We start from the raw sequence: 18,794 nt of genomic DNA on the forward strand, positions 1-18,794 counted from the left end.
TGGCGTGAGCTCACGCCCTGATATGAAGGAGCTTCCATGCGAGTTCTCTTGTTTATCGTCGTGATGGCACTTTCTGTTGGCTCCTGCTGGACCATGGGACAGGCATTCGCATACCCCGAATACGGCGCTTGGATTTTCGCAGCTGGGGTTCTCGGTGCAACCCTTGCATTCGGTCTCGCTTCTAGGTGGAACCGCGCCTAACATTCTTCATATCGACATGGACGCGTTCTTCGCGTCCGTGGAGGTATTGGATCGACCTGAGGTTGCCGGCAAGCCGGCAGTTGTTGCACACGATTCACCACGATCAGTTGTCACGAGTGCAACCTATGAAGCTAGGGCTTTAGGTATCCGTTCAGCGATGCCGTTGGTCAGCGCCAAGAGGTTATGTCCTGATGTCATTGTTCTTGAACCCCATTTTGAGAAGTATCGGGCGTATTCCAAGAAAGTGATGTCTATCTTTCATGACTTCACTCCCGTCGTTGAACAGCTTTCTATCGACGAAGCATTTTTGGATGTCTCTGGTGCACAGAAAATTTTTGGCACACCAGAACAGATTGCCCAGCAAATAAAGGATCGCGTTCGTGACGAGACGGGATTGCCCTGCTCTGTGGGAGTAGCAAGTACAAAGTTTGTCGCAAAGCTGGCCTCAACAAAGTCAAAACCTAACGGCTTGCTTGTTATTCCCGATGATGAAACGTTGGCATTTTTACACCCCCTTCCCATTGAAGCCATCTGGGGTGTGGGAAAGAAAACTGCTGAGGTGTTACACAAGCGTGGGTTGCACACGGTTGCAGATATTGCCCAGTCGCCACCAGCAAGTTTGATTTCAGCTCTAGGCCAGGCCGCGGGGACTCAGCTGTTTGAATTGTCTTGGGCGCGGGACCCGCGCCCTGTGACAACGCAACGGGCAGAGAAAAGCATTGGCAAAGAACACACCTTCAACGAGGACGTCACGGACGCTGAGAAGCTCAAAGCCACACTGTTGTTCCAAGCCGACCATGTTGGAGCCCAGCTTCGCAAAGCGCAGCTCGAGGCTCGAACAATCGGCTTGAAGGTCACGTTCTCAGACTTTGAATCGCTCACTCGCAGTCGCACACTCCCAGAAGCCACGAGTGTGGGACGCGAAATACACAAAGTGGTGTGTGAACTTCTCGACGAGCTCAAAACCGGCGGCAGAGCGATACGTCTCATCGGTGTTCGCGCCGAATCCTTGGTGGATGCAGGTACGCAACAACTCTCGTTGTGGGGCGACGAGGGGGACGCCTGGAAAGAAGCAGAGATTGTGATGGATCAGGTGGGAGAAAAGTTTGGTCCCGATAGTGTTCGTCCTGCCTCGTTCTTGCGTAAGATTGAACCAACACGGGAGTCCGGTACACCGGGCTGAGAGGAAAGTTTCGTAACTTTCGACCGTCGAACCTGATCTGGATCATGCCAGCGCAGGGAGGCATTCTCAACGAATAATCCCGTGCCCTCATTTCAACCGAAAGGGGCACGCAAGTGCACGCAACAACTGTAAGTAAGTACCGCTGGCGCGTTGTCGATATCGTCGTCGCAAGTGTGATTGGTGTCGCATCCGGCATCATATTCTGGGCCTGGGGTTTGGCCTATGGGCCACTCTCGGCAGCACTGTCTGCAACACCAGGCTTCACTGCACTGCTTGGTGGTGGGTGGCTGTTTGCCGCTGTCCTGGGTGGTTTGATCATCCGCAAACCTGGCGCCGCAATTTATACCGAACTCATTGCAGCAACCGTCTCAGCATTGCTGGGTAGCCAGTGGGGATTTGGGACGCTCATCTCAGGTCTTGTTCAGGGCCTCGGGGCTGAGATTGTCTTTGCCCTATTCCTCTACGCCAACTGGTCTGTGTTTACAGCTGTGTTAGCTGGTGCTGGCGCAGGTGTCGCGATGAGTGTCAATGACTTAGTTGTTTGGTACCCCGGTGTCGACGCGGGATTCCAGATCACCTACGTCATTTGTGGAGTTATCTCTGGTGCTCTCATCGGTGGATTGATGTCCTGGTTTATTGTTCGAGGCTTAGCCAGGGCTGGTGCGCTCAGTAGATTTGCCGCGGGGCGAACAAGCTAGGTGGCAACTCTTTCAGCGCAGGAGTGGGGCTGGCAGTATGCTGCCCGCTCTACCCCTGCGCTGAGCAATATCTCCTGTGAGATTGCGCAGGGGGAGCGAGTTCTACTTCTTGGCGCTTCCGGCGTTGGTAAAAGTACCCTACTCAGAGCTTTCGCGGGTGTGCTCGGTGAGGATGAAGGAACTGAACAGGGTTCCGTCTTGGTCAATGGGCTGCCCCCATTGAATTCCCGTGGTCGCATTGGTTTGGTATTACAAGATCCGGAGAACCAAGTCATTTTGGAGCGCGTCGGTGACGATGTTGCTTTCGGTTGTGAAAATCTCGGCATTCCCCGTGAGGAAATCTGGCAGAGAGTGGAGACTGCCTGTGATCTTGTCGGGCTGAATGTTCCACTCAACCACTCAACTTCCGCACTATCCGGAGGCCAAAAGCAGAGATTGGCTTTAGCTGGAGTGCTGGCAATGCAACCAGAAATCATTGCCCTGGATGAGCCCACGGCAAATCTTGATCCTGCAGGAGCTCTCGCATTGAAGAATGCGTTGACCAAGGTCGTTGATGCCACTGGTGCAACCATCGTGATGGTTGAGCATCGTGTGGAGCTGTGGTGGGATTTTGCCACCCGCATTATTGTGCTGGGGCACAACGGTGTGCTGTGGGACGGTGCGCCGTCAGAGTTATCTCAGGAGAAAGCTATTGAGTTCGAGAAGGCTGGCGTTTGGCTCCCGCATGTAACTCAACCAACTCAGCATCCTGGAAAAGCAGGGGAAACACTCCTCGCTACGAAACAGCTCGAGGTCGGATATCCCTGTTCAACCTCAGCACTGCGCATTCCAAACCTTGAGGTTCATGCCGGTGAAGTTTTGGCGATTATGGGGCCCAATGGTGCAGGCAAAACAGCGCTTGCGCTGACTTTAGGTGGGCTTATTCCTGCGCAATCAGGAAAGGTTGTTGCCTCAGAACAACTGTGTGGAATATCTCGATCGGATGAACCCATTCAATGGCGCTCACGCGAACTCTTAAGCCGTATCGGCAGTGTCTTCCAAGCGCCCGAACATCAATTCATTGCCGCTACCGTTCGGGAAGAGCTCTCGGTTGGGCCACGAGCTCTCAAGATGCCTGAGGATCACATTCACGCGCTCGTAGATTCGCTGATGCAACGTTTGCACCTTTCTGATCTTGCGGATGTGCACCCGTTTACTCTCTCTGGTGGGCAACAGAGGCGTCTTTCTGTGGGAACTGCTCTAGCAGCACAACCTGCAGTGCTCATGTTGGATGAGCCAACATTTGGCCAAGATGCCTCCACCTGGACGCAAATGGTGGAGCTGCTGAGAGAGCTACGGGATGAGGGACATGCCATCGTGGCTATCACCCACGATGAGGCATTCGTGTCAGCTCTTGCAGATCGGGTTGTGAGAGTCGGAGGTGTACATGACCTCGATTAATCCGATTGCCAAACTGTGTGCTGCTGCCATTCTTGGTGTGGTTTTGCTGCTATCTCTTGATCCTGTTTCTGCTGTTGTTGCACTGATCTGTGAATGTGCATTGTTGCCTTTTGCCGGGGTTCCAGCAAGGAAACTTCTCAAGATTTTGACTCCACTACTTATTGCTGCCCCGTTGGCAGGATTATCAGGTCTTTTGTACGGACGTGATGAAGGCAACACGGTTGTTGTTATTGGTCCATGGAACATTACTCAGGGAGAGGTTGCGCTGGCAGTAACCATCTCGTTGCGCATTCTGGCAGTGGCACTTCCTGCGATAGTCCTCTTCGCAACAACAGACCCCACGGATTTAGCTGATTCGCTGGCTCAATTCTGGAAGCTTCCTGCTCGGTTTGTTCTCGGCGCACTCGCGGCCATTCGTATGCTGGGTTTGATGCGTCAGGACTGGAACATGCTTCGACTTGCCCGCCGTGCTCGTGGAGTTGCTGATGGCGGTGGGCCGATCAGAGCACTTACGCGATTGATGAGCTTGGCTATGGCGTTACTCACTCTGGCAATCCGACGAGGTAGTTTGTTGGCTACAGCAATGGAATCACGTGCATTTGATGCGCCAATTGTCAGGACCTGGGCTAGGCAATCTGTGTGGCGAGCGCAAGATGGCTGGTTTATTGGCGGAGCATTCGTTGTGGCAGGAATATCTGTCACTGTGGCTGTGATGACGGGAGCGTGGAATTTTGTTATCTCCTGATATGGAGCACATTCTTGCTCACATCAATCAGCTCTCCACGGCCTATGAGAAGAATGTGAAACACACTCGTGATGCTCCGGCACCCACGTTCCTACTCGATGGTCCGAGCGGAGCCGGAAAGACCACTCTTTCCGCGCACATTGAGAAGAACTGGAATTCGGAAGTAACACTCCAGATAGTGCACATGGATGATCTGTATCCAGGCTGGGATGGACTTGTTGAAGGCTCTCGGATTGTCTCGCGCATGCTCGAGGAGCGCGCTGCAGGCCAGAACACCCAATGGCAGAAATATAGTTGGGCCAGGGCAAAACTCACAGATTGGCATTCGGTTGACGCACATGTGCCGCTGTTGATCGAAGGTTGTGGGGCATCGCCTCAGGGGTCCCAGAAACATTCACAAGTGCGTTTGTGGCTCGATTCAGACACAGAACTGCGTAGGGAGCGGGCACTTTCACGAACGGGTGAGAACTTTGCCGAACACTGGAGTGACTGGGATGCTCAATTTACTGAATATGTTCGTATCCACAACCCACAGTCCATTGCGACACTTCAGGTGCGCTCAACCGAGTAGCCTAGAAGTATGACTACACCAGATCACACCGACGTCTTCTTCACCGCCGAGTTCATTGACGGTCCACTCGCAGGTACCGCTGAGGAACGTGTCCTTGTTCGTGGAACTCACGACGAGAAGCTTAGCGAGGTCGCCCTCGTCGACGGTATTGAGTCGATCTTCCGCTACTTCGCAGTAGACACTCGAGAGGTTGCTGGCAAACTTCACGTTCGCTACACCTTCAACGAGCCAGCAAGCGACACTTACATCTCAGAGGACGAGAACGAGTAGACGTTCCATTAACGAGAAAAAGTAGCCCCGGAACAAAAAGTTCTGGGGCTTTTTCTTGTCTGGTTACTGCTCTTCGGTTTCGACTAAGGCCGAAGCAATCTCTCTGGTTGCTTTGGCCTGACGTGCAGTGACTGCTCGAACAATCCACAACGCAACAGCACATAACACTATGACAATGCCCAGGAGGATTGCTTGTGCCATGGCAGCGAGAACAACAACACCGACAATCAGGACCGCTATCGCAGCGATACCGAAGAATGAGCTGAGTTGGTCCTTGGTTTGGGCAGATTTTGTGTAATTCTCGGAAAGCACTGCTAAGCCTTTAGTGCTGTCCGTATCGGTACTCACTGTCTCAGCGACCTCAACGAGAGTCTCTTTCACGTCAAGATCTTCGTTGACGGCAGAGGGATTGCGGAGCAGTCGGATGTATTTGTCCGAGATGGAGTCGGTGTTCATCGTCTCGAGAACATACTCAGGGCTAGTGCGGGCCTTGTTGCGATTCTTAAATTCGTTGAGGAGTTCATCAAATGCATCTTGTGGGTCAGACCCAGACAATGGCGATGCGTTCACAGTGTTTATTCCCCTATATAAATCACTTCACAGTATAGGGGAAAACACCTTATCAATTAGGGGGATACTCCTAGCTTGAGAGGTCAAGGGTTAAATGACGATGTCCCGGAAAGATTTTCCGGGACATCGTTCTTGGGGTGAGTAACGGGGCTTGAACCCGCGACCCCCTGAACCACAATCAGGTGCTCTACCAACTGAGCTATACCCACCAAGGGTGTTTCTGGCGAACCGTCAACTCAATAATCTTACACGTTAGACGCAGGGAGAAAAACTTGGTTTATGAGTGCTTGGCGACAACCTCGGCAGCGATTTTCCCTGCCTCTTCGCTGGAAGGCCCGGGGTTAGGAATCAAGAGTGCGTGGCGGTAGTAATCAAGTTCACGAATGGACTCTTGAATGTCCGCCAGAGCACGGTGGCCGCCATCTTTGGTGGGGGAGTTGAAGTAGACGCGAGGGAACCAGCGGCGTGCGAGCTCCTTCAATGAGGAAACATCAATGTTGCGATAGTGCAGGCGAGCATCTACCTCAGGCATGTAGCGAACAATAAATGCCCGGTCCGTGCCAATGGAGTTGCCGCACATCGGGGGCTTCTGTCCCTCGGGCACATGCTCGTTGATATACGCAAGAACTTGAGCCTGTGCTTCAGCAAGGGAAACTCCGTTGGGAATTTCGTCAATAAGCCCCGAGGTGGTGTGCATGGTGGTGACAAACTCACCCATGTTTTCCAATGATGCCTGGCTTGGGTTGATGACAACATCAAAGCCCTCATGAACCGCGTTGAGTTCCGAGTCAGTAATGATGACGGCCACTTCAACCAATTCGTCAACATCGAGGTTGAGTCCGGTCATTTCACAGTCAATCCAGACCATGTACTCATTCGGTGTTCCCATACTCACAATTCTAGGCGTGAGCACAGACAAAGATTCCCTGGCCATCAGCTGGCCAGGGAATCTGTTGAGGTGAGGGTGCTCTACTTCAGAATGCGAATGAGTTTACGGTTGACAAACTCTTCGATTCCGTATCGTCCAAGTTCGCGACCGAAACCGGAGCGCTTGATGCCACCGAAGGGAAGCTCAGGGCTATCTAGGCCAACACCGTTGACGTAAACCATGCCGGCTTCAATCTGATCTGCTACACGAAGAACTTGTTCTTTATCGGTGGAGAAGAGGTAGGAGCCCAAACCGAATGGGGTGTCATTAGCTACAGCAATAGCTTCTGCTTCATCCTTGACGGAGTAGACAATGGCCACAGGTCCAAAGAACTCTTCGTGGTGAGCATCCATGCTTGGCTTCACATCAGTGAGCACAACACCTGAGAAGTAGGTTCCGTTGCGGTCGCCACGTGCGTGAACGGTTGCACCTTGTTTCACTGCGCGAGAAATCTGTTCTTCGAGTCCGTCTGCAGCGCCTGCGGAGGACAAGGGTCCAAGGTAAGTGTCCTCATCCATAGGGTTGCTAGGAACCATCTCCATCATCTTGGCGGTGAACTTCTCCAAGAACTCTGGGTAGAGGCTTTCGATGACGACAAAACGCTTAGCTGCGTTACAGGCTTGAGCGTTGTTGTCGTTACGACCAGCGATTGCAGCCTCAACGGCATAGTCCATGTCGTCGGTGCTGAGCAGAATGAAGGGGTCGGATCCACCGAGCTCGAGAACAACCTTCTTGAGGTAGCGACCAGCGGTCTCGGCAACAGCAGCACCTGCACGCTCAGAACCGGTGAGAGAAACACCCTGCACGCGGTCATCAGCGATAACAGTTTCAATCTGCTTGCTGTCGGCATACAGGTTTTGGTACGCCCCAGCAGGGAAGCCTGCGTCGAGGAACATCTTCTCCATTGCTGCAGCAGATTCGGGGCACTGTGATGCGTGCTTGAGCAAAATGGTGTTTCCCAGGACGAGGTTTGGGCCTGCAAAACGTGCAACCTGGTAGTAAGGGAAGTTCCACGGCATGATGCCCAGCAGCACACCCAGCGCAGAACGGCGAATGAAGGCTTCGCCTTCACCCTCGAATTCCACGATGGGTTCGTCTGCTAAATACTTCTCTCCGTTTGCTGCATAGAAAGAGTAAATATCTGCAGTGAAGTCGACTTCGCCTAGAGCCTGGGCAAGTGGCTTGCCCATCTCGCGAACAATGATTTCTGCGAGCTCTTCACGGCGTTCGCGGTGAAGCATCGCAACCTTTTCAATCAGGGCCGCACGTTCGGCAATCGTGGTCTTCTTGGACCAGTTTTGGTAAGTGTTGTGGGCTGCTTCGATAGCAGCACTGATCTGTGCATCAGAGTCTTGCGCATAAGGTGCGCCGCTTTCTCCGGTAGCAGGGTTCGTAACGATGTACTTGCTCATATCCACTCCTATGTGGCGTCAATGGTGATGCTTCGATACTAACTGTTTGGTTGCGAATAGAAACAGGGTTCACCGTTAGTTCACGGCGCATTCACGGGAAAAAAAGTCCCCCCGGCAGGAATCGAACCTGCGACCAAGAGATTAGAAGGCTCTTGCTCTATCCACTGAGCTACGGAGGGTTATCTCTTAAGTTTACGGGGTGTTTATGACGCGGTTTTTCAGTTCAGAGTTACTTCTTCGCCACGGGAATAGTTCCGGTTGTTGCTGCTAGGTCTAGATCCATAACTACCTTGCCCTGACGTGATGTTTGAGCCAGCACGATTCCTGCGGTCACAATCAGTGCACCAATGATCTGGATGAGAGAGAGCGCCTCGCCTAGCCACAGCCACGCCACGATGAAGGCAAAGATCACCTCGGAGGACGCAATAATTCCTGCTGAGGTGGCCTTGAGCAGGCTCAAGGCCTTGAAGGAGAGATAGAACGCCACGAAGGAACCCATGGTGATGGCCCACAAGAAGGGAACCCAGAGCGGAACATAGATTGCTGCAAGGGATCCTGAAAGGGAAATCTGGTGGGCAAAAACGGAGTAGTCCATGTTTTGCCAGCCGCTAAAGAATGCCCAAAATAGCGAGGCAAACAACATGGCCCAGAACGTCATTCCTAAGACGTTCATTCCCTTGAGGGCGTGCTCACCGATGAGGAAGTAGACGGTGTACGCGGCGGCAGCGATGAGGGCAAAGATCATGCCCAAGCCATCTACAGAGCTATTCCATACCTCGGCAACGACGGCCAGGCCTACAAGGACAAGAGCAATAGCTGCCCACAAACGGGCACGCACTTTTTCTTTGAAAACAAAACGTGCAATGACAGCAACAGCTAGAACAGCCAAGTATTCAAACAGCAGTGCAATACCTACGGGAATGCGTGCAATAGCGAGTGCATAGAACCACTGAAGCATCGCCACACCAAAGACACCCAATGCGGCCATTGTGAGTAGTTGCTTGAAGGTAATTTTGAAGGCACTGCGGTCGGTGAATAACAGCACAATGCCGGCAATGATCATTGTTGCTGTGGCGCGAAAGAAGGTCATTTGCGCGGCGGTAACGCCCTCGGAGAGTACGAGTTTGACCACGCTTCCGTTCGAGCCGAACAAGATCGCGGCTAGGAAGCCAATGATGTAACCCATGTCAGTTACTAATCTAGAGGAATGACAACTTTCGTAGTAGCTGGTGGATGTTTTTGGTGTTTAGATGCGGTGTACCGCACCCTCAACGGAGTGACTGATGTCATTTCCGGTTATTCGGGTGGAAACACCGAGAACCCCAGCTATGAAGAAGTGTGCACGGGAACTACAGGTCACGCTGAGGTAGTCAAGGTTGTCTTTGACGAGAAGATCATTCCTGCCGAAGTCATCTTGGATGTCTTCTTCACCTTGCACGACCCACGTCAGCTCAACCGCCAGGGCAACGACATTGGCACGCAGTATCGCTCCGCCATGTTCTATGACGGAGAAGCACAAAAAGAACTATTCCAAGCAGCTATTGACCGCGCGAATGAGTACTGGGGCGGTGGACTGGTTACCACGCTAGAGCCGCTGGGTGCTTTCTACGATGCTGAGGAGTATCACCAGAACTTCTTTGCCAGAAACCCTGGACAGGGTTACTGCCTAGCTGTTGCTGTTCCCAAAGTAAACAAGGTTCGCGCGTCTTTCTCCAGCTACATCAAGGACTAGTCCTCCACAGGGGGTAGATCTCAGGTTCTTCCTCGAAAGCCGAATCAAGCACGTTCTTCGTCTCCATAACGGCGCATCCTTCCTACACGTGTTCACACTAAGGAAGGACGTCATCATGACTGACACGATTACCCTCAGCGGATTGGTTGCAACCACTCCTCGCCATCTCACCACCAGTGAAGGTTTAGCAATTACAAGTTTTCGTTTGGCATCGAGCCAGCGACGCTTTGACCGGGCATCCTCTCGCTGGGTAGACGGTGACACCAATTGGTACACCGTCTCTGCTTTTCGACAGCTTGCCGAAAACGCTGCAGTATCTGTCAATAAAGGAGATCGCGTCGTGGTCTCTGGCAAGCTGCTCATTCGCGATTGGGAAAACACCGACCGTTCGGGAACGACCGTGGAAGTTGAGGCAGATGTCCTCGGGCACGACCTCAGCTGGGGAATCTCTCACTACACCAGAAACACAACATCCGCTGATGTGACAACCATCTCCGAAGATGATTGGGGTGGCTTGCCGGACCGCGACAATGACGAGGAAGACGAACTCCCACTTGCAGCGAAAACTCGCAAAAAGGTTTCCGCCTAACGCCTGTCTCAGCTCCTACCCAGAACGCCCCCTTTAGACTTGGGGGCGTTCTGTGTTGCGCAGAAGTAGGCTCAAGGGGATGACCGTGAAGAAAAGAATTGCACTTGCTGCGCTTGCGCTCGCCGCAGCCAGCTCTCTGTTCTTGAGCGGTTGTGAAGGTGGCGCCTCAGAATCCACCTCATCTTCAAAGCCCAGTTCTAGCCCAGTTGCAAGTGAAACGGCTAAGGCAAAGAAAGCACCGAAATTCCTCCCCGAAGGAAGTGCCAAAGACAATCTGTACTACTTCACGTGGGTGATGGAACAAGCTCTTGCAGCTGACCCTGCAACTGATGCCACCACGATGGCCCAGAAGATTGCTGATTCAGGTTTTGGAGCGGCGGGCATTCAATTCACCTTGGACCGCACTGCTGTAGGGCTAGCCTCTGACTCTATGTTCATTGGTGTTCCCTTTGCAGGAGAGTGTTTAGTAGGCCAGTTTGGCCCCAAGATTTCTGGCGTTAAGACAGATGTTGAACCTGCACTAGCCTCTGGTGGCTGCTTACTGGGGACGGGAATTCAAACCCTGGGCTAACACCTAGAATTAAGCCATGGCTGAGTTCATTTATTCCATGGTTCGTGCGCGCAAAGCAGTGGGCGACAAGCTCATTCTTGATGACGTCACAATGTCGTTCTTCCCTGGCGCAAAGATTGGTGTCGTTGGTCCCAACGGTGCTGGTAAGTCAACGATTCTCAAGATCATGGCAGGGCTAGACACTCCTTCAAACGGTGAAGCTAAGCTCAGCCCCGGCTACTCGGTCGGCATCCTCATGCAAGAGCCTGAACTCGACGAGAACAAGACTGTCCTGGAAAACGTCCAAGAGGGTGTTGGCGAAATCATGGGCAAGATCAACCGTTTCAACGAGATTTCTGCTGCCATGGGTGAGCCAGACGCAGACTTTGACACCCTGCTTGCCGAGATGGGCACCCTGCAGGAAGAAATCGACGCTGCCAATGGCTGGGACTTGGACTCCCAGTTGGAGCAAGCCATGGATGCCCTGCGTTGCCCACCTGGAGACTGGCCTGTAGACAAACTCTCTGGTGGTGAGAAGCGTCGTGTGGCATTGTGCAAACTCCTATTGCAGAAGCCCGACCTTCTGCTTCTCGATGAGCCCACTAACCACCTTGATGCTGAATCTGTGCTCTGGCTTGAACAGCACTTGGCGAAGTACCCTGGCGCTGTTCTCGCCGTGACCCACGACCGTTACTTCCTGGACCACGTTGCTGAGTGGATTGCTGAAGTTGACCGCGGACACCTGTACCCCTACGAGGGCAACTACTCCACCTACCTCGAGAAGAAGCGTGAGCGTCTTGAGGTTCAGGGCAAGAAGGATGCCAAGCTTGCTCGCCGTCTCTCGGAAGAACTTGATTGGGTTCGCTCGAACGCCAAGGGCCGTCAGGCTAAGTCCAAGGCTCGTCTGGCTCGCTATGAAGAAATGGCTGCCGAGGCAGAGAAGGCACGCAAGCTGGACTTCGAAGAAATTGTTATTCCTGCAGGTCCTCGACTGGGACAGGTTGTTCTTGAGGTCAAAGACCTCAAGAAGGGCTTCGGTGATCGCACCCTCATTGACGGCCTGTCTTTCTCGTTGCCTCGTAACGGCATCGTTGGAATTATAGGTCCTAACGGTGCGGGTAAGTCCACTCTCTTTAAGACGATTGTCGGTCTCGAAGAGCCAGACAGTGGTGAAGTCAAGATTGGTGAAACCGTCAAGATTTCCTATGTAGACCAGAGCCGAGGCGGCATTGACCCTAACCTGAACCTCTGGGAAGTTGTCTCTGACGGACTGGACTTCATCCAGGTTGGAAACGTGGAAATCCCTAGTCGTGCCTATGTCTCCACCTTTGGTTTCAAGGGTCCCGACCAGCAGAAGAAGGCTGGAGTGCTCTCCGGTGGTGAGCGTAACCGCCTGAACTTAGCGTTGACACTCAAGCAGGGTGGAAATTTGTTGCTTCTCGATGAGCCCACCAACGACTTGGATGTGGAAACTCTTGGAAGTCTCGAGAACGCCTTGCTCGAGTTCCCTGGTTGTGCTGTGGTCATCACGCACGACCGGTGGTTCCTCGACCGTATTGCCACACACATCCTGGCTTACGAAGGCACCGACGAGAACCCTAGCTACTGGCACTGGTTCGAGGGCAACTTCGAATCCTACGAAGCTAACAAGATTGAGCGTCTTGGCCCAGATGCTGCCAAGCCACACAGCAGCACCTACCGCAAACTCACACGCGACTAGGGCTTCATTATGCGTTTACACATCCCCACGAACATCCGCTGGTCTGACCTGGATGCCTACGGGCATGTGAACAACGCAGCCATGTTTGGTTTGCTTGAAGAAGCTCGTATTCACGCTTTCTGGGCGGGGGATTCTGGTCATGGAAATGACCACATGGCCACCAGAATTCTTGAGGGTGGCCCGGATGCCGATACCTTCACGCTCATTGCGCACCAAGAAATTGAATATTTAGCTCCCATTCCCTACATGCGTGAACCACTGGATTTACAAATGTGGTTAGGGCACGTTGGGGGAGCAAGCTTGGAAGTCTGTTACGAAATCTATTCCCCGCTACAAACTGCCACGGTAGAGAACCCACAACAGCTGTTTGCGCGTGCAACAACAACCATCGTGTTGGTCGATGCGAAAACGACTAAACCCCGTCGTATGACTGAGGACGAGCGTGAAGCTATTGCTCCCTATGTGGAGGAAGGCATCCAGTTCAAGCGTCGGAGCTAGAACAGCTAGCTAGCAACTAGGCGGTATAGATCACGCCGTCTTTGACTTCAATCGCATAGCTGGGCAGAGGCGAATTTGCAGGGCCGCTCATCGGATCGCCGTTGACCGGATTGAAAGTTGCCTCATGGCAGTCGCACTTGATGATTTTTTCGCGGCATCCCACAACACATCCCTCGTGGGTGCAAATGGCGCTGAAAGCGTGAAACTCGTCGGCAACAGGTTGCGTGACGACAAGCTTGGTTCCCTCAACTTCGAAGTTTCGTCCTGCACCAACGGGAACATCGGATGTGGGTCCAATCTCAAGCCCCTTGGGGAGCATTCCGCTTCCACCGGCACTGGCGCTGACAGCATTGGAGCACCCTGTCAGGGCAACGGCAACACCGGCAGCGCCTATTGCTCCAAGCCCAAGAACTTCTCGGCGTGAAAGCTTAGGGGTGAGATTACGGGCAGCCATTAGGACTCCATTCCAGGAATGCGGACCATGCCCTCTTGGGCAACGGAAGCAAGAAGTATTCCATCTCTAGAATAGATACGTCCTAAGGATAAACCACGTCCCCCTTGAGCACTGGGTGATTCTTGGACGTAGAGCATCCACTCGTCTACTCGACCGAAACGGTGGAACCACATGGCGTGGTCGAGACTTGCTGCCTTCAAGCCGGGTGTGGCCCAGGGGATGCCGTGCCGGCGGTAAATCGGTTCAAGGATTGTGTAGTCGCTGACATAAGCCAAAGCCGCACGGTGCAGCATCGGGTCATCCGGGAGTGCTGACAGAGATTTCATCCACACAGCTTGGTGTGCAACCTTTTCTCCTTCAACGCTCATATATATCGGAGATTCACAGTGGCGAAGATCAAAGGGACGCTGGGTGGCCCAATACTGTGCCACAGGGTGATCAATGGGCCCTAAGAGTTCACCTGCGGTGGGCAAGCTTTCAGGTTCAGGAAGTCCTGTGGGCATGTCCATTTGATGATTCACGCCTGGATCTTCGTCTTGGAAAGAGGCAATCATCGAAAAGATGGGAAGTCCATCTTGATAGGCCTGGGTTCGACGGGTTGAAAAAGAGCGCCCATCGTGAATGCGGTCAACAGAAAACGTAATCGGTTTAGTTATATCCCCGGCACGCAAAAAGTAACCGTGCAAAGAATGAACCGGACGATCTGTCGGAATAGTTAACGAAGCGGCTGTGAGGGATTGAGCCAGAACCTGGCCGCCATAGACCCGGCCGTGTGGCATGAACTGGTTGGGGGCAGAGAACACGTCTTCACCATTGACACTGGGTTCTGGGGTGAGGTGAAGAGTTTCGAGCAGTGCTTCGATGTTTTCGTGCATATGTTCTGGCTGCATATCGTCCCCGGTGAGGTGAAGAAGTGATTCATTCGCTAGTTTAGGTTGCGAGATGACGAATACGGTGACCTTGGCTAGCGAACATGACGCTGCTGATCTGAAGACCTATCTAGAACGTGCGGATCGGCTGGGATGTGAACATGTGTGGCTAGTTGGTGCCGGTGGCGCTCTAGCCGCTTATGTCGCTGTGCTGACACCGCATGGACTGCTCGATGTTGCTCCGACTGTTTTGGGCTTAAGAATCTTCGAACGGGTGGAAACAGACCACCTGGACTTGGTCGTTCATGTTCGTGCCATGCTCGATCGTTTAGCCCGCGACGAACTTGCCATTGCACTCCCGGTCGGGCAAGCAGGTATTGCCTGGACAGGAGTAGCACCACCGCGAGGTAATTGGGCTCCGGAAGGAACTATGAGTGAAATTGAACTTCAGCTCACCGCCAAATCTGGAATAGAAGAAGTGGCCAAGGCCAACGGCTTGGGAACAAACATTGTCACTGCAGTGCGCGAAGAGGTGTGGCACAGGCCACTTAACGTTCTGGGCTCAGACGGAATGAGTGTCCCTGCTGGTGTTGCCTTTGCCGCCTTTGGCTTAGGTTTCCTGGGAACAGCTGAAGCTCACGTCACCCGCTCTGCTGCGTGGAAGCGTATTTCGACCCAGCGCGGTCACATTCTGGTGAAGTAGTTAATCCTCAAAAGTGTTTGTCATGGCATAGGCGGCGCGTTCGAGATACTCCAAAAGTGTTTCCCTTTGCAGTGGTGGAAGGTTCAGTTTGTCCACGGCATGTTCCATGTGGCCTAACCAACGATCTCTCGCGTCAGGGTTGATTTTGTAAGGCATGTGGCGCATTCGTAGCCGTGGATGTCCACGGGTATCACTGTAGGTCGTGGGGCCACCCCAGTACTGTTCCAGAAAAAGCTTGAGGCGCTCTTCAGCCGGCCCCAAATCCTCTTCGGGATACATGGGCTTGAGAACGGGGTCTTTGGCTACGCCTTTGTAAAACTCATGTGCCAGTTTGGCAAACACAGCTTCGCCACCAACCTCCTCATAAAAGGAGAGAAGTTCGTCGCTCATTACTCAGAGGCCTGGATCGCTGAGGTGTCGCGAGCGGGCTTCTTGGCTGGCGCTTTCTTTGTAGCTGGTTTTTTGGCGGGCTTCACAAAAGCGGCAATAGGCTCGGCAGATTGGCCATAGGTCATGTTTCCGACGCGAGTAATTTCACCGTTACGAACAAACCAGATGGTTCCGTCATCACCCTTGATGGTGGTGATGCGCACACCGACGGATTCGACAACGCCCACAGCTAGACCGACATCCACGCGGTCTCCCACGCCCAACTGATCTTCAAAGACCATGAACATTCCGTTGAGTACGTCTTTGACAATATTCTGAGCACCAAAACCTAAAGCTGCAGCTCCAATACCGGCAGATGCCACAATCGCTGTGACGGAGACTCCTAGCTCTTGAAGAACAACAATGGCAGCAACAGCAATAACCATCCAGGAAATGGAATTGCTGAACACGGTTCCCATGGTTTGGGTGCGCTGAACCTGACGCAACGCAGAAATGTTGGCGGGAACACCTGCAAGCTGGTGCTTTTGGTTCTTGTTATGAGCATCGGAGACCATGCGGCGAATCACACGGCGACTCAAAGCTAATAGAGTCCAGCGAATGATCGCTGCGGTGATGATGGTTATCGCAATGTTGATGGGGATTGAAGCGGAGTTATAGATCGCTTCTAGTGTTTCTGCGAGGTTCATGCAGATTCCTTTGTGTCACGAGCTTGCGCAGCAAGCGTGCGTTCTGTTCCAGCCAAGTTTTCAACAATCAAACGGCGCAATGGAGCCGGTGGGTTGTTGTTGTTCAAGTAGTTACGTGTTGCCTCAGCCAGCGCTTCGTTAGCCAGCGGAGCAGGGTAGTAACTTTCCACCAGCTCTTCGGCAATTGCATAGCTGCGGCTTGCCCAGACCTTTTCGATTGAGTCAAAGTATTGCTTGACGAATGGTTCTAAGACTTCCAGATTGTGTGCTTTGTTGAAACCTAAACCGGTAGCGCGCACAATCAAGTTGGGCTTGTCATCTGCAACCCAGACCGAGTCCCACGCTGCTTGTTTTTGTTCCAAGCTCGGCAGGGCAGCCTTGGCGTGAGCGGCAGACTGGGCTCCGGTCGCGGTGTTGTCCTCAGCGAGGTAGGCATCAATATCTGCTTCGGTTGCCTGACCGCCAGCAGCAAGTGAAATAAGCAGCTCCCAGCCAAGATCAGTATCGATATCAAGCTCACCGAGAGAAATCTTTCCCTCACGCAATGCCTTGACGTTATTGAGGTGTTCTTTCGTGGTCGCGATCGCGGCAAAGTTACGTAAGAACTGGAACTGGTTGTCGCTACCTGGTTCTGCCTGGTTGGCGAGCTCCCAGAGAGCATCGGCGACACGGACTGTTTGTGCCTCACGTGTTTCAGGATCGACATAGCTGGAGGTAACAAGCAGGAGCTGCCCCAGAACGGTGCGCACAACTGTGGACTCTGTTTCGGTTGCAATATTGCCTAAGACGAGATCAATGAAGTCGCGACCAGCAGTTTCTGCATCGCGCGTGGAATCCCACACAGATCCCCAAACCAGTGAGCGAGCCAGAGGATCCTCAATGTCTTTCAAGTTGGCAATTGCCACCCGCAGAGAAGCATCATCAAGACGAATCTTGGCGTAGGCAAGATCATCATCGTTGATGAGGATCAGATCCGGCCGCTGAAGGCCAACGAGTTCGGCTACTCCTGTGCTCACTCCATCAACATCGAGCTCAACGCGGTGATCGCGAACGAGCTTGCCAGCCTTGAGGTTGTAGAAACCAATCGCCATGCGGTGTGGGCGGATGGTGGGCCAGTCAGTCGGAGCAGACTGTTCAATTGAGAAAGCAGTGATGGTGCCATCTGCATCGGTGGTTAGGGCGGGGCGCAGCGTGTTTACGCCTGCCGTTTCCAGCCACAGTTTGGACCACGTGGTGAGGTCACGACCAGAGGTGGCTTCCAACTCGGCCAAGAGATCTTTCAGCTCAGTATTTCCGTAGGCGTGCTTCTTGAAATACTGACCAACACCTGCGAGGAACTGTTCCTGACCGACCCAGGCACCAAGTTGCTTAAGCACGGAGCCACCCTTTGCGTAGGTGATGCCATCAAAGTTCACGCGCACGGCATCAAGGTCGGGGATATCCGCCACGATGGGGTGTGTGGAGGGGAGTTGGTCCTGGCGATAGGCCCAGCTTTTTTCCATGACAGCAAAGGTTGTCCAGGCTTCATGCCATTCGGTTGCCTCTGCAGTGGCCAAGGTGGAGGCATACTCTGCGAAGCTTTCGTTGAGCCACAGGTCATTCCACCAGCGCATAGTGACAAGGTCACCAAACCACATGTGGGCAAGCTCGTGCAGGATGGTCACTACGCGACGCTCACGGATGGCGTCAGTTACTTTGGAGCGGAAAACGTAAGCCTCGGTGAAAGTGACACATCCCGCATTTTCCATGGCACCGGCGTTGAATTCGGGCACGAAAAGCTGGTCGTATTTGTCGAAAGGGTAGGGGTAGTCGAACTTGCTTTCGAAGTAGGCAAAACCTTGGCGGGTTTTTTCAAACACGTAGTCAGCATCCATGTATTCCGATAGCGACTTGCGGCAGAACACACCCAAAGGAATCACGCGACCATCAGTACTCGTGAGCTCGCTGCGCACCACGTCATAGGGTCCGGCAACGAGCGCAGTGATGTAGCTGGAGATGCGGGGAGTAGGGTCAAAAATCCAGGTAGCTGAGCCATTGCTGTGCTGTACCGGGGCTGGAGTGGGTTGGTTGCTGGTGACCACCCAGTAGTCAGGAGCTGTCACGGTGAACTGGAAAGTTGCTTTGAGGTCTGGCTGTTCAAAAACAGCAAACATGCGCCTCGAGTCAGGAACCTCAAATTGTGTGTAGAGATATACCTCGTTATCGACAGGGTCAACAAATCGGTGCAAACCTTCACCAGTGTTGGTGTATTTCGCATCAGCAACAACCGTCAACGTGTTGTGTGCTTGCAAGTTTTCTAGCTGGATGCGAACACCGTTACTGACTTGTGCCGGATCAAGATCAACACCGTTGAGCGTGACCGAGTGAACCTTCTCAGTAATGGCGTCGATAAAGCTGGAATAACCTTCCGTCGCAGAAAACTCGACAGTTGTGGTGGTGCCAAAAACCTGCTCACCGCGCAACAGATCAAGATCTACCTTGTAGCTGTGCACGGCAATGTGCTGTGCTCGTTCAATGGCTTCGTGGCGAGTGAGATTTTCTCCGGACACTACTTTTCCTTCCAGCGGTTTGGTTAAGAGCCTAAC

Annotated in this window: 22 protein-coding genes, 2 tRNA genes and 1 riboswitch; of the genes, 13 read left to right on the forward strand and 11 right to left on the reverse strand. The window is 53.0% G+C overall.

All coding sequences use genetic code 11. The features are described from left to right. The first annotated feature begins 36 nt into the window (after window positions 1-36). The 7 genes from AINA4_RS02855 (at window position 37) to AINA4_RS02885 (ending at window position 5,108) form a co-directional block, all read left to right on the forward strand. The gene (locus AINA4_RS02855; RefSeq protein ID WP_172418252.1) at window positions 37-201 is read left to right on the forward strand and encodes a hypothetical protein; all 165 of its coding nucleotides are present in this window, start codon (window positions 37-39) and stop codon (window positions 199-201) included. Then, on the forward strand, window positions 155-1,384 hold the full coding sequence (gene dinB, locus AINA4_RS02860) for a DNA polymerase IV (protein ID WP_281787436.1): 1,230 nt from the start codon (window positions 155-157) through the stop codon (window positions 1,382-1,384). Before AINA4_RS02855 ends, dinB begins: the two co-directional genes overlap by 47 nt. Further along, a riboswitch (TPP riboswitch) is annotated at window positions 1,350-1,457 on the forward strand. (Overlaps the previous gene by 35 nt.) 40 nt (window positions 1,458-1,497) lie before the next feature. After that, complete coding sequence (locus AINA4_RS02865) at window positions 1,498-2,082, forward strand: ECF transporter S component (protein ID WP_281787437.1); 585 nt, start codon at window positions 1,498-1,500, stop codon at window positions 2,080-2,082. Beyond that, a complete protein-coding gene (locus AINA4_RS02870; protein ID WP_281787438.1) occupies window positions 2,083-3,522 on the forward strand; it encodes an ABC transporter ATP-binding protein in 1,440 nt (479 codons plus the stop codon). Then, a complete protein-coding gene (locus tag AINA4_RS02875; protein ID WP_281787439.1) occupies window positions 3,509-4,267 on the forward strand; it encodes an energy-coupling factor transporter transmembrane component T in 759 nt (252 codons plus the stop codon). Before AINA4_RS02870 ends, AINA4_RS02875 begins: the two co-directional genes overlap by 14 nt. 1 nt (window position 4,268) lies before the next feature. Next, a complete protein-coding gene (locus AINA4_RS02880; protein WP_281787440.1) occupies window positions 4,269-4,838 on the forward strand; it encodes an ATP-binding protein in 570 nt (189 codons plus the stop codon). Between the two features lie 9 nt (window positions 4,839-4,847). Beyond that, complete coding sequence (locus AINA4_RS02885) at window positions 4,848-5,108, forward strand: hypothetical protein (RefSeq protein WP_281787441.1); 261 nt, start codon at window positions 4,848-4,850, stop codon at window positions 5,106-5,108. A 63-nt stretch (window positions 5,109-5,171) separates the two neighbouring features. Here AINA4_RS02885 and AINA4_RS02890 read toward each other — a convergent pair whose 3' ends face one another. From AINA4_RS02890 to AINA4_RS02915, 6 genes are all read right to left on the reverse strand, one after another. Beyond that, window positions 5,172-5,678: a hypothetical protein gene (locus AINA4_RS02890; RefSeq protein WP_281787442.1), complete on the reverse strand. Its 507-nt coding sequence runs from the start codon at window positions 5,676-5,678 to the stop codon at window positions 5,172-5,174. 133 nt (window positions 5,679-5,811) lie between these two features. Beyond that, window positions 5,812-5,887 (reverse strand) — tRNA-His (locus AINA4_RS02895). Window positions 5,888-5,955: 68 nt separating this feature from the next. Continuing rightward, on the reverse strand, window positions 5,956-6,567 hold the full coding sequence (gene orn / locus AINA4_RS02900) for an oligoribonuclease (RefSeq protein WP_281787443.1): 612 nt from the start codon (window positions 6,565-6,567) through the stop codon (window positions 5,956-5,958). Window positions 6,568-6,647: 80 nt separating this feature from the next. Next, the gene (locus AINA4_RS02905; RefSeq protein ID WP_281787444.1) at window positions 6,648-8,018 is read right to left on the reverse strand and encodes an NAD-dependent succinate-semialdehyde dehydrogenase; all 1,371 of its coding nucleotides are present in this window, start codon (window positions 8,016-8,018) and stop codon (window positions 6,648-6,650) included. Between the two features lie 106 nt (window positions 8,019-8,124). Next, a tRNA-Arg gene (locus tag AINA4_RS02910) sits at window positions 8,125-8,197 on the reverse strand. A 50-nt stretch (window positions 8,198-8,247) separates the two neighbouring features. Further along, a complete protein-coding gene (locus AINA4_RS02915) occupies window positions 8,248-9,204 on the reverse strand; it encodes a DMT family transporter (RefSeq protein WP_281787445.1) in 957 nt (318 codons plus the stop codon). Window positions 9,205-9,225: 21 nt separating this feature from the next. Between AINA4_RS02915 and msrA the strand changes: the two genes are divergently transcribed. The 5 genes from msrA to AINA4_RS02940 all read left to right on the forward strand — a co-directional run bounded on the left by msrA (window position 9,226) and on the right by AINA4_RS02940 (window position 13,107). Beyond that, a complete protein-coding gene (msrA, locus tag AINA4_RS02920) occupies window positions 9,226-9,750 on the forward strand; it encodes a peptide-methionine (S)-S-oxide reductase MsrA (protein ID WP_281787446.1) in 525 nt (174 codons plus the stop codon). A gap of 115 nt (window positions 9,751-9,865) precedes the next feature. After that, window positions 9,866-10,339 carry a single-stranded DNA-binding protein gene (ssb, locus tag AINA4_RS02925; RefSeq protein WP_281787447.1) on the forward strand — a complete coding sequence of 158 codons (474 nt, stop codon included), beginning with the start codon at window positions 9,866-9,868 and terminating at the stop codon, window positions 10,337-10,339. A gap of 79 nt (window positions 10,340-10,418) precedes the next feature. After that, a complete protein-coding gene (locus tag AINA4_RS02930; protein ID WP_281787448.1) occupies window positions 10,419-10,910 on the forward strand; it encodes a hypothetical protein in 492 nt (163 codons plus the stop codon). A 16-nt stretch (window positions 10,911-10,926) separates the two neighbouring features. Continuing rightward, complete coding sequence (gene ettA / locus AINA4_RS02935; protein ID WP_281787449.1) at window positions 10,927-12,609, forward strand: energy-dependent translational throttle protein EttA; 1,683 nt, start codon at window positions 10,927-10,929, stop codon at window positions 12,607-12,609. A gap of 9 nt (window positions 12,610-12,618) precedes the next feature. Next, a complete protein-coding gene (locus tag AINA4_RS02940) occupies window positions 12,619-13,107 on the forward strand; it encodes a thioesterase family protein (RefSeq protein WP_281787450.1) in 489 nt (162 codons plus the stop codon). Window positions 13,108-13,123: 16 nt separating this feature from the next. Here AINA4_RS02940 and AINA4_RS02945 read toward each other — a convergent pair whose 3' ends face one another. Both AINA4_RS02945 and AINA4_RS02950 read right to left on the reverse strand, forming a co-directional pair. After that, on the reverse strand, window positions 13,124-13,561 hold the full coding sequence (locus tag AINA4_RS02945; RefSeq protein WP_281640810.1) for a Rieske (2Fe-2S) protein: 438 nt from the start codon (window positions 13,559-13,561) through the stop codon (window positions 13,124-13,126). After that, a complete protein-coding gene (locus tag AINA4_RS02950; RefSeq protein ID WP_281787451.1) occupies window positions 13,561-14,436 on the reverse strand; it encodes an acyl-CoA thioesterase II in 876 nt (291 codons plus the stop codon). The genes AINA4_RS02945 and AINA4_RS02950 overlap by 1 nt, the downstream gene beginning before the upstream one ends. Window positions 14,437-14,503: 67 nt before the next feature. On the opposite strand from AINA4_RS02950, the gene AINA4_RS02955 reads away from it, so the two are divergent. Next, a complete protein-coding gene (locus AINA4_RS02955) occupies window positions 14,504-15,133 on the forward strand; it encodes a hypothetical protein (RefSeq protein ID WP_281787452.1) in 630 nt (209 codons plus the stop codon). Here the strand turns inward: AINA4_RS02955 and AINA4_RS02960 are convergent, their stop codons facing one another. From AINA4_RS02960 to pepN, 3 genes are read right to left on the reverse strand one after another with little or no spacing between them, the layout of a single operon-like run. Continuing rightward, entirely contained in the window at window positions 15,134-15,523 is a 390-nt protein-coding gene (locus AINA4_RS02960; RefSeq protein ID WP_281787453.1) for a globin, read from the reverse strand. Beyond that, a complete protein-coding gene (locus AINA4_RS02965) occupies window positions 15,523-16,209 on the reverse strand; it encodes a mechanosensitive ion channel domain-containing protein (protein WP_281787454.1) in 687 nt (228 codons plus the stop codon). Before AINA4_RS02965 ends, AINA4_RS02960 begins: the two co-directional genes overlap by 1 nt. Further along, on the reverse strand, window positions 16,206-18,758 hold the full coding sequence (gene pepN, locus AINA4_RS02970; protein WP_281787455.1) for an aminopeptidase N: 2,553 nt from the start codon (window positions 18,756-18,758) through the stop codon (window positions 16,206-16,208). The genes AINA4_RS02965 and pepN overlap by 4 nt, the downstream gene beginning before the upstream one ends. Window positions 18,759-18,794: the final 36 nt, after the last annotated feature.

Source organism: Aurantimicrobium sp. INA4, assembly GCF_027924525.1.
Taxonomy (GTDB): domain Bacteria; phylum Actinomycetota; class Actinomycetes; order Actinomycetales; family Microbacteriaceae; genus Aurantimicrobium.

What these genes read in the sequence shown, in the direction of transcription:
- AINA4_RS02875 (WP_281787439.1), top strand. Translation starts at nt 3,509, where the DNA reads ATGACCTCGATTAATCCGATTGCCAAACTGTGTGCTGCTGCCATTCTT.
- AINA4_RS02960 (WP_281787453.1), bottom strand. Translation starts at nt 15,523, where the DNA reads ATGAGCGACGAACTTCTCTCCTTTTATGAGGAGGTTGGTGGCGAAGCT.
- AINA4_RS02965 (WP_281787454.1), bottom strand. Translation starts at nt 16,209, where the DNA reads ATGAACCTCGCAGAAACACTAGAAGCGATCTATAACTCCGCTTCAATC.
- AINA4_RS02955 (WP_281787452.1), top strand. Translation starts at nt 14,504, where the DNA reads ATGACGAATACGGTGACCTTGGCTAGCGAACATGACGCTGCTGATCTG.
- msrA (WP_281787446.1), top strand. Translation starts at nt 9,226, where the DNA reads ATGACAACTTTCGTAGTAGCTGGTGGATGTTTTTGGTGTTTAGATGCG.
- AINA4_RS02880 (WP_281787440.1), top strand. Translation starts at nt 4,269, where the DNA reads ATGGAGCACATTCTTGCTCACATCAATCAGCTCTCCACGGCCTATGAG.
- AINA4_RS02885 (WP_281787441.1), top strand. Translation starts at nt 4,848, where the DNA reads ATGACTACACCAGATCACACCGACGTCTTCTTCACCGCCGAGTTCATT.
- orn (WP_281787443.1), bottom strand. Translation starts at nt 6,567, where the DNA reads ATGGGAACACCGAATGAGTACATGGTCTGGATTGACTGTGAAATGACC.
- AINA4_RS02940 (WP_281787450.1), top strand. Translation starts at nt 12,619, where the DNA reads ATGCGTTTACACATCCCCACGAACATCCGCTGGTCTGACCTGGATGCC.
- ssb (WP_281787447.1), top strand. Translation starts at nt 9,866, where the DNA reads ATGACTGACACGATTACCCTCAGCGGATTGGTTGCAACCACTCCTCGC.
- AINA4_RS02915 (WP_281787445.1), bottom strand. Translation starts at nt 9,204, where the DNA reads ATGGGTTACATCATTGGCTTCCTAGCCGCGATCTTGTTCGGCTCGAAC.
- AINA4_RS02855 (WP_172418252.1), top strand. Translation starts at nt 37, where the DNA reads ATGCGAGTTCTCTTGTTTATCGTCGTGATGGCACTTTCTGTTGGCTCC.
- AINA4_RS02945 (WP_281640810.1), bottom strand. Translation starts at nt 13,561, where the DNA reads ATGGCTGCCCGTAATCTCACCCCTAAGCTTTCACGCCGAGAAGTTCTT.
- AINA4_RS02905 (WP_281787444.1), bottom strand. Translation starts at nt 8,018, where the DNA reads ATGAGCAAGTACATCGTTACGAACCCTGCTACCGGAGAAAGCGGCGCA.
- AINA4_RS02930 (WP_281787448.1), top strand. Translation starts at nt 10,419, where the DNA reads ATGACCGTGAAGAAAAGAATTGCACTTGCTGCGCTTGCGCTCGCCGCA.
- AINA4_RS02950 (WP_281787451.1), bottom strand. Translation starts at nt 14,436, where the DNA reads ATGCACGAAAACATCGAAGCACTGCTCGAAACTCTTCACCTCACCCCA.
- ettA (WP_281787449.1), top strand. Translation starts at nt 10,927, where the DNA reads ATGGCTGAGTTCATTTATTCCATGGTTCGTGCGCGCAAAGCAGTGGGC.